The sequence below is a fragment of the Geobacter sp. genome, from assembly GCF_027327745.1.
In the GTDB taxonomy this organism is placed as follows: Bacteria; Desulfobacterota; Desulfuromonadia; order Geobacterales; family Geobacteraceae; genus Geobacter.
In genome coordinates this window covers 37,972-50,952 of the sequence record NZ_DAHVYG010000041.1, presented here as the reverse complement: position 1 = coordinate 50,952, position 12,981 = coordinate 37,972, and the positions used below count along the sequence as shown (strand labels likewise).

At 65.8% G+C, this 12,981-nt stretch carries 9 protein-coding genes; all 9 read left to right on the top strand.

Annotation, left to right across the window (positions count from 1 at the left end):
* A partial coding sequence (locus M6689_RS08805) for an efflux RND transporter permease subunit (protein WP_298270413.1) occupies positions 1-2,247 on the top strand: 2,247 nt, incomplete at its 5' end.
* 117 nt (positions 2,248-2,364) lie between these two features.
* Complete coding sequence (locus tag M6689_RS08800; protein WP_298270411.1) at positions 2,365-3,729, top strand: TolC family protein; 1,365 nt, start codon at positions 2,365-2,367, stop codon at positions 3,727-3,729.
* On the top strand, positions 3,726-4,763 hold the full coding sequence (locus tag M6689_RS08795) for an efflux RND transporter periplasmic adaptor subunit (protein ID WP_298270408.1): 1,038 nt from the start codon (positions 3,726-3,728) through the stop codon (positions 4,761-4,763). The genes M6689_RS08800 and M6689_RS08795 overlap by 4 nt, the downstream gene beginning before the upstream one ends.
* Positions 4,760-7,828 (top strand): efflux RND transporter permease subunit, encoded by a 3,069-nt coding sequence (locus M6689_RS08790; RefSeq protein ID WP_298270405.1) that lies wholly within the window; start codon positions 4,760-4,762, stop codon positions 7,826-7,828. The genes M6689_RS08795 and M6689_RS08790 overlap by 4 nt, the downstream gene beginning before the upstream one ends.
* A 124-nt stretch (positions 7,829-7,952) precedes the next feature.
* Positions 7,953-8,543 carry a TetR/AcrR family transcriptional regulator gene (locus M6689_RS08785; RefSeq protein WP_298270404.1) on the top strand — a complete coding sequence of 197 codons (591 nt, stop codon included), beginning with the start codon at positions 7,953-7,955 and terminating at the stop codon, positions 8,541-8,543.
* Between the two features lie 69 nt (positions 8,544-8,612).
* Positions 8,613-9,872, top strand: a complete 1,260-nt coding sequence (locus M6689_RS08780; protein ID WP_298270402.1) for a TolC family protein — start codon at positions 8,613-8,615, stop codon at positions 9,870-9,872.
* Between the two features lie 26 nt (positions 9,873-9,898).
* Positions 9,899-11,068 (top strand): efflux RND transporter periplasmic adaptor subunit, encoded by a 1,170-nt coding sequence (locus M6689_RS08775; RefSeq protein WP_298270399.1) that lies wholly within the window; start codon positions 9,899-9,901, stop codon positions 11,066-11,068.
* Positions 11,065-12,267 carry an ABC transporter permease gene (locus tag M6689_RS08770; protein ID WP_298270397.1) on the top strand — a complete coding sequence of 401 codons (1,203 nt, stop codon included), beginning with the start codon at positions 11,065-11,067 and terminating at the stop codon, positions 12,265-12,267. Before M6689_RS08775 ends, M6689_RS08770 begins: the two co-directional genes overlap by 4 nt.
* A 4-nt stretch (positions 12,268-12,271) precedes the next feature.
* Positions 12,272-12,958: an ABC transporter ATP-binding protein gene (locus M6689_RS08765; RefSeq protein ID WP_298270394.1), complete on the top strand. Its 687-nt coding sequence runs from the start codon at positions 12,272-12,274 to the stop codon at positions 12,956-12,958.
* Positions 12,959-12,981 lie beyond the last annotated feature (23 nt).

Below are 12,981 nucleotides of genomic sequence, written 5' to 3'. Positions count from 1 at the left end.
CAACTGGTGGTCTCGGAGCAGTACGGGGCCAATACCCAGGAGGTGACCGCCCGGGTGGAGGGTGCCCTGGCCGAGCTGCGCCCTGTGCTTGAGGCGCAGGGGGCGGAGCTCCACGGGGGCATCTTCCGGCCCGCCAATTTCATCCGGACAGCCACCCGGAACGTCAGGTCATCGCTTCTCATCGGCGCGGCGCTGGTCATCATCGTTCTCTTTCTCTTCCTCTTCAACCTGCGCACCGCGGCCATCTCCTGCTCGGCAATACCCCTCTCCCTCCTCGCCGCGGTATCGGTCCTGGAACACCTGGGGTTCAGCCTCAATACCATGACTCTCGGGGGACTCGCCATCGCGGTCGGCATGGTGGTGGACGACGCCATCATCGATGTCGAGAACATTCTGCGAAGGCTCCGGGAGAACCGTACCCCGGCGGTGCCGCGGCCGGTGCTGAAGGTTGTTTTCGACGCCTCCCTGGAGGTGCGGAGCGCCGTGGTCTATGCCACCTTCGCCATGACCCTGGTCTTCATCCCGGTCCTGACCATGTCCGGCGTGGCGGGACGCCTCTTCGCCCCCCTCGGCATCGCCTACATCCTGGCGACCCTCGCCTCTCTTCTGGTAGCCCTGACCGTTACCCCGGCGCTCTGCCTCGTCCTCCTCGGCCGGCAGGAGCTGCCGGAAAAGGAGCCGCCGGTGGTGCGCCGGCTGAAGGAGCGCTACAGTTCCCTTCTCGCCGGCGTCGAGCGGCATCCCCGCGCGGTCATCATCGGCGTGGCCCTTTTCACCCTGGCCGGGCTCGCTCCACTCCCATTCTTCGGCGGCGGGTTCCTGCCCGAGTTGAAGGAGGGGCATTTCATCGTCCACATGTCCGCCGTTCCCGGCACCTCGCTCCGGGAATCCCTCCGCCTGGGACGCCAGGTGACCATCGAACTCCTCAAGCTCCCGTATGTCCGTTCCGTGGCGCAGCGGGCCGGGCGGGCGGAGAAGGCCGATGACATATTCGGCACCCATTCCAGCGAATTCGACGTGGAGCTGAAGCCCCTCAGGGGGGAAGAGGCGGAGCTGGCGCAGGGTGAGATCCGGAGGACGCTGGCCCGGTTCCCCGGCGCCAACTTCGCCATCAACACCTTCCTGACCGAACGTATCGAGGAGACTCTCTCGGGCTACACCGCACCGGTGGTGGTTAACATCTACGGCAAGGACCTCGACACCCTCGACGCGAAAGCCCGCGAGGTGGCCGGGGTTCTGGGGCGTATCCCGGGCGCCGCCGATCTCCAGGTGCAATCTCCCCCCGGCACGCCGCAACTGGTGATCAGACTGCGCAAAGAGGACCTGGCCCGCTGGGGCTTCGAGTCCGTGGATGTCCTCGACGCGGTGCGTACCGCCTACCAGGGCGCCGTCGTCGGCCAGATCTACGAGGGGAACCGGGTCTTCGACGTAACCGTCACGCTTGACGCGGCGGCGCGCGGGAACGCAGCGGAGGTCGGGGAGCTGCAGCTGCGGAATCCCTCGGGGACCTATGTCAGCCTCAAGCAGGTTGCCGACGTATATGAGGAGTCGGGGCGCTACGAGATCCTTCACAATGCGGCCAGGCGGGTGCAGACCGTAACCTGCAACGTTGCCGGGCGTGACATCGGCAGTTTCGTCGCCGAGGCAAAGAAAAGCATAGCCGCGAACGTCTCGTTCCCTGCCGGGAGCTACGCCGAGTTCACCGGCGCGTCCGCGGCCCAGGCCCGTTCCCGGCGCGACCTCATGGTCCACTCCCTCATGGCCGGAACCGTTATTATCATCCTCCTCTCCATGGTTATGGGAAACGCCCGCAATCTCCTCCTGGTCATGGCGAACCTCCCCTTTGCCGTGGTGGGCGGGGTACTGGCGGCCTTCATCTCCGGCGGCGTCCTCTCCATCGGCTCCCTGGTCGGCTTCGTGACGCTGTTCGGCCTAACGCTCCGCAACTCCATCATGATGATCTCTCACTACGAGCACCTGGTCCGGGTCGAGGGGATGACCTGGGGGGCCGAAACCGCCATTCGTGGCGCTTCCGAGCGGTTTGCGCCGATCCTCATGACCGCCCTGGTCACCGCGCTGGGGCTCCTCCCCCTGGCCATAGGCGCAAGCGCGCCGGGACGGGAGATCGAGGGGCCGATGGCGCTGGTGATCCTGGGGGGGCTGGTCACCTCCACCCTCCTCAACCTCCTGGTGCTGCCTGCTCTCGCTCTCAGGTTCGGTTCCTTTACGGGGGGCGCCGAAGAATAGGAGCGGGCGCAATCCCGGTTGCCCACCTGACATTAGTCATGGCGAAAGGCAATTTGTTCAAGACGAGAGAAAATGATCTGCAGAAGAACCGTTTCCCGAGCAGGGGGGAGTTATAAGGTGAAAAAAATTGCCGCGGCAATGCTGCCGCTCCTTCTCGCACTGGCCGGCTGTGCGACCTACCATCCTCACCCACTTCCCACGGCGCCAGCGCTTCTGCAGCGCATTCCGCAGGTGGTGCCCGGGCGCGCCCCCCATCCGTTCAACCCCGCCGACGGCCTCGACATGACCGAAGTAGCGATCCTGGCGGTTGCCAACAATCCGGACCTGCGCTCAGCCCGCGATCAGCGTGGCGTAGCGGCTTCCCAGCTCATGGCCGCGGGGATCCTCCCCAACCCCCAACTGACCGCCGGCCTTGACCATCCGTTTGGCGCCGGCCCGGGGTACGTGAACGCCTTCAATCTCGGCCTGAACTACAACGTCGGCGCCCTCGTCACCCGCAGCGCCGCCGTTGCCGCAGCCCGTTCCGCCAGCCGCAAGGTCGACTGGAGCCTGCTCTGGCAGGAATGGCAGGTGGTGCAGAAGGCGCGGCTGCTCTTTATCCGCAGGGTCGAGGATGAGAAGGTGCGGCTTGAGCTGCAAGGATACCGCGACCTTCTTGCCGACCGGTATCGCCGGGCCAACCGGGCCATGGAGCAGGGGAACCTTACCATCAATGCGGTCAGCGCCAACCTGGCGGAGCTCCAGAAGGTGCGGGGCCGGCTGGCGGAGCTTGAACGCCGGCAGAGCCGGACCGGCCATGACCTCAACGCCCTGCTGGGGCTGGCGCCGGACGTGCCGCTTTCCTTGACGGGCGGCGAGGAGCTGCCGGCGCTCACCGACGGGGTGGCAAAGGAGCTCCTCGCCCAGCTTCCCCACCGCCGGCCGGATCTGCTGGCCCTGCAGGCCGGCTACGAAAGCCAGGAAGAGCAGCTCCGCCGGGCGGTCCTGGCCCAGTTTCCCGCGCTGAACATCGGCCTGACCAGGGCGCGGGACACGAGCGATATCAACACTTACGGGTTCGGGGTGAGCCTCACCCTGCCGATCTTCGACCGCAACCAGGGGGCCATCGCCGTCGCCAGGGCGACGCGACGGCAACTGTACGACGAATACCAGGCCCGTCTCGATGACGCTTACAGCAAGGCCGGGAGCCTCCTGGAGCAGATCGCCCTGGTACGGCGCCAGTACCGGGAAGTGGCGGCTGCACTCCCCCCGCTGGAAAAGGTGGTCGGAACAGCCGAGGCGGCACTGGCTGCCGGCAACATGGAATTTGCCACCTTCAGCAGCCTCCGGGCCTCCCTGTTCGAGAAACGGCTGGAGGCGCTCGCCCTGGAGCAGTCGCTCTTCGAGCAGCAGGCTATCCTGCAAACGCTCCTCGGCGCCGATTTCCGGGGGCTCACATCCCCCCCGCAGATTTACCCGGCACCTGGAGAGGAAAAACGATGAAGCGAGCTGTCATAGCGTGGATTATCCTGCTGGCCTTTGGGGCGTTTTCCCGTCAGGCGTTTCCCGCCGGCGGTCCGGTTGCCGCAGTCCGGACCGTGTCGCTCGGGATGCACGAACTGGCGGCGACCATTACCGGTTATGGCACGGTTGGCGCCGATCCCCGGAACACGACCAACATCAGTCTTCCCTATGCGGCGCAGGTTACGCGGCTGCTGGCAGCGCCGGGGGAGGTGGTGAAAAGAGGTGCCCCGCTGGTGGAAGTTTCAGTCAGTCCCTCCGAAGCCCTGGGTTTTACCTTGGCCAGGTCCAACCTGGAATTCGCACGCGCCGAACTGGTCCGGGTGCAGAGCATGGCGGAGCAGCAACTGGCCACCCGCTCCCAGCTCGATCAGGCCCGGAAAAATGTGGCGGATGCGGAAAGGGCTCTGGCCGTCCAGCAACAGCTGGGGACGAACAGGGGGAGCACGATGGTCACGGCCCCCTTTGCCGGCATCGTCAGTATGGTAAGTGCGGCCCCGGGTGACCGGATGCCGGCGGGAACCACCGTCATGCAGCTCGCCCGCCGGGACCGCCTGCGGGTAGTGATCGGCGTCGAGCCTGAGGATATGGGGCTGGTCAGGCCGGGGATGCCGGTGCTGGTCTCGTCGGTGTTCGACGAGAGACTTAAGATGGTGGGGCGGGTGGAAAAGGTTTTCGGCATGATCAACCCGCAGACGCGGCTGATTGACGTTACCGTCACACTCGGACCGGGGCGCGCGGCCGCTCTGGTGGCGGGAACGCGGGTGAAAGGGGTCATCACCGTCAGCCGGCGGAAGGGGTATGCGGTCCCCCGGAGCGCGGTCCTGAAAGATGCCGGCGGCGCCTATCTCTTTGTGGTGCGCAATGGCCGGGCCCATCGCGTTGCCGTGACCCCCGGAATCGAAAGCAACGGCATGGTGGCGGTGAGTGGCATGCTTGCTCCGGGAGACAGGGTGGTAACCGTGGGGAATTATGAACTGCGCGAGGGAATGGCGGTAAGGGAGGGAGGGAAATGAGCCTCTTTACCAGCTGGGTGCAGGCCCATCGGCGCTCCATTCTCTTCCTGGTCCTGATGATGGCGGTGGCCGGAGGGGCCATCTCCTTCCGGTTGCCGGTCGCCCTTTTCCCCAGCGTCGATTTCCCCCGGGTCGTCATCTCCCTCGACGCGGGAGACCGGGCCGCCGAACTGATGGAGCTCCAGGTGACCCGTCCCGTGGAACAGGCGGTGCGGGCGGTGCCGGGGGTAGCGTCGGTCCGCTCCACCAGCAGCCGGGGGAGCGCCGAGATTTCGGTGAACTTCGGGTGGGGGACCGACATGATCTCCGCCATGCTCCAGGTGGAATCGGCGGTCAGCCGGGTCCTTCCGGTCCTTCCGGGCGGGACGTCTTTCGAGGTGAAGCGGATGGACCCGACGGTGTTTCCGGTACTCGCCTACAGCCTCACCTCCGCCACCAGATCCCAGATCGAACTTTACGATATCGCCCGCTACCAGCTGGTCCCCCTCCTTTCCAGCGTCAACGGGGCTTCGCGGGTCCAGGTGACCGGGGGGCGCCGGGAAGAGTACCGGGTGACGGCGGATCCGGCCCGTCTCCAGGCCTACGGGCTCACCCTCGGCGACGTGGCCCGGACCCTTTCGGCAGCCAACGTGATTACCGCCGTCGGCCGCCTGGAGGACCACTACAAGCTCTACCTGGCCATGGTCGACACCCGGCTCACCACCCTGGACGAGATCCGCCAGACCATCGTGAAAAGCGGCCCCAACGGGGTCGTCCGCCTGGAAGAGATTGCCGACGTGCAACGGGATACCGTCCCCCAGTGGCAGCGGGTAACCGCCGACGGCCGGGACGCGGTACTGATCAACGTCTACCAGCAGCCGGGGGGAAACACCGTCCGGATCGCTCGGGAGATCAAGGCCAAGCTAGCCTCCTTCCGGTCCCAGCTCCCGTCGGGGGTGACGATCCGCACCTGGTACGACCAGAGCGAGCTGATCGTCAATTCGGCGGCCAGCGTCCGCGACGCCATCATCATCGGGGTGATCCTCGGGGCGGCGGTGCTGCTGCTCTTTCTGCGCAGTCTCAAGATCACCCTCGTCGCCATTGTAGTAGTTCCGACGGTGCTGGCGGCCACCATCGTCCTGCTCCATCTCCTCGGCATGAGCTTCAACATCATGACCCTCGGCGGCATGGCGGCGGCGGTGGGGCTCATCATCGACGACGTCATCGTCATGGTGGAGCATATCATCCGCCGTCTGCGGGGGGGCCGGGGGGACCACGAAGGACGGGTCATGGCGGCGGCCCGCGAATTCGCCCAGCCGCTGGCCGGGTCCTCTTCCGCGACCATCGTCATCTTCCTCCCCCTGGCCTTTCTGAGCGGGGTCACCGGCGCTTTCTTCAAGGCACTTTCGGTGACCATGGCGGCGGCACTGATCATCTCTTTCCTGATCACCTGGCTCGCCATCCCCATCCTGGCCGACCATCTGCTGGGTGAGAAGGAGGCCCATCGGGAGGAGGGGGGGGCGATCACGATCCGGGTCCACTGCGTCTATGAACGGCTCATGGCACCGCTTATCCGGCGGCCGGCGCTGGTCCTCGCCGGCATAGTCCCGCTCCTGATCCTCGGCTATGTCGGGTACCGCCAGGTGGGATCGGGCTTCATGCCGGTCATGGACGAAGGGGGGTTCATCCTCGACTACCGGACCCCGCCGGGCACCGCCCTTTCGGAAACCGACCGGCTGCTCCGCCAGGTGGAGGCAATCATCAGGGCGACCCCCGATGTGGAGACCTATTCCCGCCGCACCGGCGCCCAGCTCGGCGGCGGCCTCACGGAGGCCAATACCGGCGATTTCTTCATCCGCTTGAAACCGCTGCCGCGCCGCCCCATCGACGTGGTGATGGACGAGATTCGAGGCAAGGTCGAACGGCAGGTGCCGGGGCTAAGGATCGAACTGGCCCAGCTGATGGAAGACCTGATCGGCGACCTGACCGCCGTCCCCCAGCCGATCGAGGTGAAGCTCTATGCCGACGACCAGCGGCAGCTCTTCTCCGTCGCTCGCCGGGTGGCGGACGCCATCGGCAGAATCCCCGGGGTGGTGGATGTCCGTGACGGCATCGTCCTGGCGGGGGACGCCCTCGACATCCACGTGGATCGGACCAGGGCGGCCCTGGAGGGGGTGGATCCCGACGCGGTTACCGGGATGGTGCGGGAGTATCTTTCCGGGGTGGTCACCACCGAGGTGCAGGAAGGGATCAAGATGGTCGGGGTGCGGGTCTGGATCCCGCCGGAGAAGCGCACCACCGAGCCGGACATCGGTTCGTTCCTGCTTCGTGCTCCGGACGGCCATCTCTTCCCGCTGCGGCGGGTCGCCACGATAACCCCCGTCACCGGCCAGCCGGAAATCACCAGCGAGAACCTGAAGCCGATGGTCGCCGTAACCGGCCGGATCAGCGGCCGGGACATGGGGTCGGTCGTGCGGGAGGTTCGCCGGGTCCTCGGGCAAGCCGGCCTGATCCCCCGGGGAGTCTATTTCGAGCTGGGGGGGATGTACCGACAGCAGCAAATCGCGTTCCGGGGGCTCATCGGCGTCTTTGTCGCCGCCCTGGCACTGGTCTTCCTGCTGCTGCTCTTCCTCTACGAGCGGTTCCGGATCGTGCTGGCCATTGCCGTCATTCCCCTGCTGTCGCTGTCGGCGGTCTTTGTCGGGCTCTGGCTCACCGGCACCGAACTCAACATCTCGGCCATGATGGGGATGACGATGATCGTCGGGATCGTCACCGAGGTCGCCATCTTCTACTTCTCGGAGTACCGGGAACTCCTGGAGACCACGGAACCGCTCTCGGCACTGGTGGAGGCAGGAAAGAACCGGATGCGGCCGATCGTCATGACCACCGTCGTGGCAATCCTCACCCTCCTCCCGCTGGCCCTTGCCATCGGCCAGGGTTCGGCCATGCAGCAACCACTGGCGATCGCCATCATCTCCGGGCTGTTGATCCAGGTGCCGCTCGTCCTGGTCGTCCTGCCGGGGATCTTTACGCTCTTGTCTTCAGAGAAGAGAAAGCCATGCAGGGTAAAGGAAGCAAAGTGATGCAACGATTTCCGGAAAATACAAATCCAGTACCGAGACCCGCCGGCAGAAGAGCGTTATCCGGGGTTGACTTTTTCCTGCAGGCACCTTATCATGTGAATACATATTCGCATAAGGATTTGTCATGCTCCCCAGGAAAAGCACCCGGATACGCAAGGAAGAGATCGTTCAGGCGGCCCTCAAGGTCGTCGGCGCCCGGGGGGCAAGCGCCCTGACCATCGCCGCCATCGCCGAAGTGGCAGGAATGAGCGAGGCCAACATCTACCGGCATTTCGGCGGGAAGCAGGAGATCCTCACGGCCCTGGCGGATTTCATCGGTTCCGAGGTCATGGGGAAGGCGGCCGCCATCGCGGCCGGGAGCCGCTCTCCCCTTGAAAAGCTGCACACCATCTTCACCTCCCACATCGCGCTGATCGCGGAGCTGCCGGGAATCCCCCGCTTCATCTTCTCCGAGGAGGTCCATCTCGGCGACCGGGAGCTTTCCAGCTTCATCGCCATGCGGATGGGGAGCTACGTGGAGACCCTTACCGGCATCATCGCGGCGGGTATCGCCGAAGGAGAGATCAGGGACTCCCTATCTCCCCGGGAGACGGCCCTGACGCTCCTCGGCATGATCCAGTTCACCGCCCTCCGCTGGACCGTCGGCGGCACCTCCTTTGACATCCGGGATGAAGCGGCCAGGCTCTGGGAGAACTTCCTTCACCTTATCCGGTAAATTTTTTTGCACCGTATGTGACCAAATGTTCACTTTACATTCTAAAACATGCATACAAGAGGGGACGCCATGAAGAGTCCGGCAATCACCATGGGGCTGTTCTTCCTGCTGTGCGGCAGGCTTTACGCGGCCGAGACGCTGACCCCGGACGAGGCCCTTGCCACAGCCCTGAAAAACCACCCCCAAACCATTGAGGCCCGTGCAAACGTATCCGTCGCCGAGGCACGGACGGGGATGGCCCTTGCCAACTATTACCCGCAGGTGACCATTGCCGCCGACTGGAGCAAGGGGCGCTCCTTCCTCACCCCCCTGGAGAGCATCAGGGAGACGGAGGTCCACACCGAGGCCCTGTACCTCCGACAGACCATCTACGATTTCGGCCGGACCGCAGGGGCGGTGGCGGCGGCGCGTGGAAACCGCATTGCCGCCACCGAGGCCCTCGCCGTGACGCGGCAGGATGTGGCGTTCCGGGTGCGGGGCGCCTACTACCTCGTGCTCGCCGCGGAGAAGCAGGTTGCCGCAACCCGGGAGACCGTCGCGGCAAGGGAGGCGGTGTTTCGCCAGGCCGAGGAGTTCTTCAGGCAGGGGATCAGGGCGAAGGTGGACGTGGCCCGGGCCGAGGCGAACCTCTACGGGGCGCGGACCGCCCTCATCCGGGCGGAGAACAACCGGGAGCTCGCCCGGGTCGAGCTGGCCAACGCCATGGGGCTCCCCTCTCTTGAGGGGCGCCCCCTCGTGGAGCCTGCCGTCCCCCCGGCGCCGCTGCCGGAGCTCGACAAGAGCCGCCGGGAGGCCTTTACCGCCCGGGCCGAGCTCAAACGGATCGCCGCCCTGGAGAGTGCGGCGACGGCAACCCTGAAGAGCGCCAGGAGCGGCTATCTCCCCATCCTGTCGGGGACGGCGAGCGTCGGCTACGCCGACCGGAACTTCCCCCCCGGCGGCAACGTGTGGGGTGTGGGACTGAACCTCACCGTGCCGCTTTTCTCCGGGTTTTCCACGGTGGAGCAGGAGCGGGAGGCCGCCGCCTCACTGCGGGGTGTCGAGGCCCGGAAGGATAACCTGAAGCTGCAGGTCGTCAAGGAAGTGGAATCTGCCTGGCTCGGCGTCAAGGAGGCAGCGGCCCGCATCGAATCGACGACAAAGGAGGAGGAGGCGGCCAGGGAGCATCAGGCCCTGGCCATGGGGCGCTACAAGGAGGGGGTCGGGAGCATCATCGAGGTGACCGATGCCCAGTCCCAGGCCCTCGATGCGGAAACGGCCCATATCCAGGCGGTCTACGACTACCATACCGCCTTGGCCCGTCTCGACCGGGCCGTGGGAAGAGAATGAACAGCACGATCGGCGAGGAGCAAACCATGAAGCTAAACACCCTGGCACGAAGGAAGAAGTACCTGATCTGGCCCGTCGCCCTTGTGGCCGTGATCGTTGCGCTCAAGGCGACCATCCTCGCCCCGCCGAAGGTCGCGGTGGCGAAGGTCGAAAGGCGGGATCTGACGGCCCGGGTCTACGGCAACGGCACCGTCGAGGCAAAGGTCGTCGTGGGGGTATCGAGCAAGATCACCGGGAGGATCGTGGAGCTGTACGCCGATCAGGGAGACCGCGTGCGACGGGGACAGCTCCTCACCAGGCTCGAAAACTACGACTTCATTCAGCAGGAGCACCAGTCGGAGGCGGGGGTAACCAGGGCCGCCGCCGCCATCGACGTGGAGCGGGCCAACCTCCGGAAGGCCCGCGCCAACCTCGCCCTTGCGGAGAAAAACGCCCGGCGCTTCAGGACCCTCGCCGACAGGAACCTGGTCGCCCAGCTGGAGGCCGAGCAGTACGAAAACGCCTGCAAGGTCGCCCGGGAGGAGGAGTCCCGCTGCACCGCGGCGCTGGCGGCGGCACAGATGGAGCAAAAGGCCAACCGCGCCAACCTCGGCTTTGCCCGAAGCAGGGTGGCCGACACCCTCATCTATGCGCCGCAGGATGGGGTCATCATCGCCAGGGAGCTGGAAAAGGGGGCCACCGTGACGCCGGGGCTCGCCATCTTCACCCTGGCCGATCCGCAAACCGTCTGGGTCAAGACCAACGTGGACGAATCGCAACTGAAAGGGGTCGCCGTCGGGAAGCGCGCCGCCATCACCCTCCGCTCGGCCCCCGGCGAAGAGCTTCCCGGCCAGGTGGCCCGCCTCGGGCGGGAGAGCGACCGGGTGACCGAAGAGTTGGAGGTGGACGTGGCCTTCACCCCGCCGCTTGCAAACTTCCGACTGGGAGAGCAATCGGAGGTGTATATCGTCACCGAGGAAAGGATGAAGGTCCCCTCCATTCCCGCCGCCGCCCTCGTCTCCCGGGGGAAGAAGCGCGGCGTGTTCGTTGTGAACGACGGGAGGCTCAGATTCCGGGAGATCTCGGTCGGGATCGAGGATCGGCGCGGCCTTGTGGAGGTGCGGGGCGGGCTTGAGGGGAGCGAGCGGATCGCCCTGGCGCCGCAGCCGGAGATGGCCAAATTCGAAGACGGCATGCGGGTGAGGGTTGCGCCATGAACCTCGCCGTCCGGGACATCCGCTACCACCGGGGGCGTTTCATCCTCACCTCCGTCGGGCTGGGGCTCCTCCTCGGGGTGGTGATGAGCATGGGGGGGATCTACCGGGGGCTCTTCGCCGACGCCCTCTCCATCAGCCACGCCACCCGCGCCGACCTCTGGGTGGTGCAACAGGAGACGAGCGGCCCCTTTGCCGCCATCTCCCGCATCCCGGAGGATATCCGCTACCGGATCGCCGCGGTTCCCGGGGTGGCGGAGGCCTCCCCCCTCTCCTTCCAGACCGTCCAGATCGAGCGCCGGGGAAAGCCGTTTCGCTTCTTCCTCGTGGGGTACGATTTGAACGGCTTCGGCGGGCCGCCCACCATCATCGCCGGCCGGGGCATCCGGCAGAAGCACTACGAGATGGTCGTCGCCCAGGGGATGAAGATGGGGCTCGGCGAGAAGATCCGCCTGGGGCTCCACGACTACACCGTGGTCGGGATCACCGGGAAGATGGTCTCCTCTAGCGGCGACCCGGCGGCCTACGTGGGCCTGGCCGATGCCCAGGAGATCCAGTTCAAAAGCAACAACGACGCCATCAGGAACCAGCGGGAGCGGATCGCGGCCCGCCTTGCCGGGCTCCCGACCCTTTCCCCGCCCCAGACGAAGCTCCTCCGGCAGAACATCACCGCCCTGACGGAGTCGACCCACACGGTGAACACGGTGGTGGCGCGGCTTGCCCCCGGCGCGAACCTGCAGGAGGTCCAGGAGCGGATCGGCCGCTGGAACCACTTCCGGGCCATCTCCGACGGGGAGCAGACCGAGATCCTCACCAAGGGGATGATCGAGAAGGCCCGGATGCAGCTGGGGCTCTTCCGGATCATCCTCCTCGTGATCTCGGCGGTCATCATCTCCCTCATCATCTACACCTCGACCATCGACAAGATCCGGACCATTGCCACCCTGAAGCTGATCGGCGCCCGGAACCGGGTCATCGTCGGCCTGATCCTCCAGCAGTCGCTCCTCATGGGGGTAATCGCCTACGCCATCGGCTACGGCGTCATCTCTCTCACCTACGACAGATTCCCGCGCCGGGTGGAGCTGGTCGCCAGCGACCTGCAATCACTCTTTGTCATCGTCATCGGCATCTGCACGGTTTCGAGTTTCGTGGGCATTCGAAAGGCGCTCAAGGTGGAGCCGGCCGAGGCCCTTGGAGGGTAAGATCATGTACGCAGTGGAAGTCGAAAGGCTGACAAAGATCTACGGCCACGGCGAGACGGCGGTTACGGCCATCGCCGACGCATCACTACAGGTAAAGCCGGGAGAGCTGGTCGCCATCCTGGGGCCGTCGGGATCGGGAAAAACCACCCTCCTCACCTCCATCGGCCTCATCAACGAGCCGACCCGCGGCAGGGTCATCCTCGACGGGACGACCATCGCCGACGACGGGTGGCGCAAGGGGCTCGACCTGAAGAGGGTCCGCCGGGAGAAGATCGGCTTCATCTTCCAGGCCCACAACCTGATCCCGTTTCTCACCGCCCTGGAGAACGTCATGGTGGCGCTGGAGATAAACGGCATGGCCAGGAGGGAGGCGAGAGCCCGGGCCACCGAGCTCCTCGAAGCGCTCAACCTCGGCCACCGGCTGGAGACCTATCCCGCCTTTCTCTCCGGCGGCGAGGCGCAGCGCGTCGCCATCGCCCGGGCGCTGGCCAACCGGCCGAAGGTGATCCTGGCCGACGAGCCGACCGCGGCGCTTGACACCGAGAACGGCAAGAACGTCATGGCGCTTCTGAAGAAGCTGGCGGTGGAGCACCGTTCGGCCATCCTGGTCGTCACCCACGACCACCGGATGGTGGAGGGGTTCGACCGGATCTTCGACGTACGCGACGGAAGGATCATGGGGGAGAGGTAGAAGGAGGGTTGCAGCAGTACCTT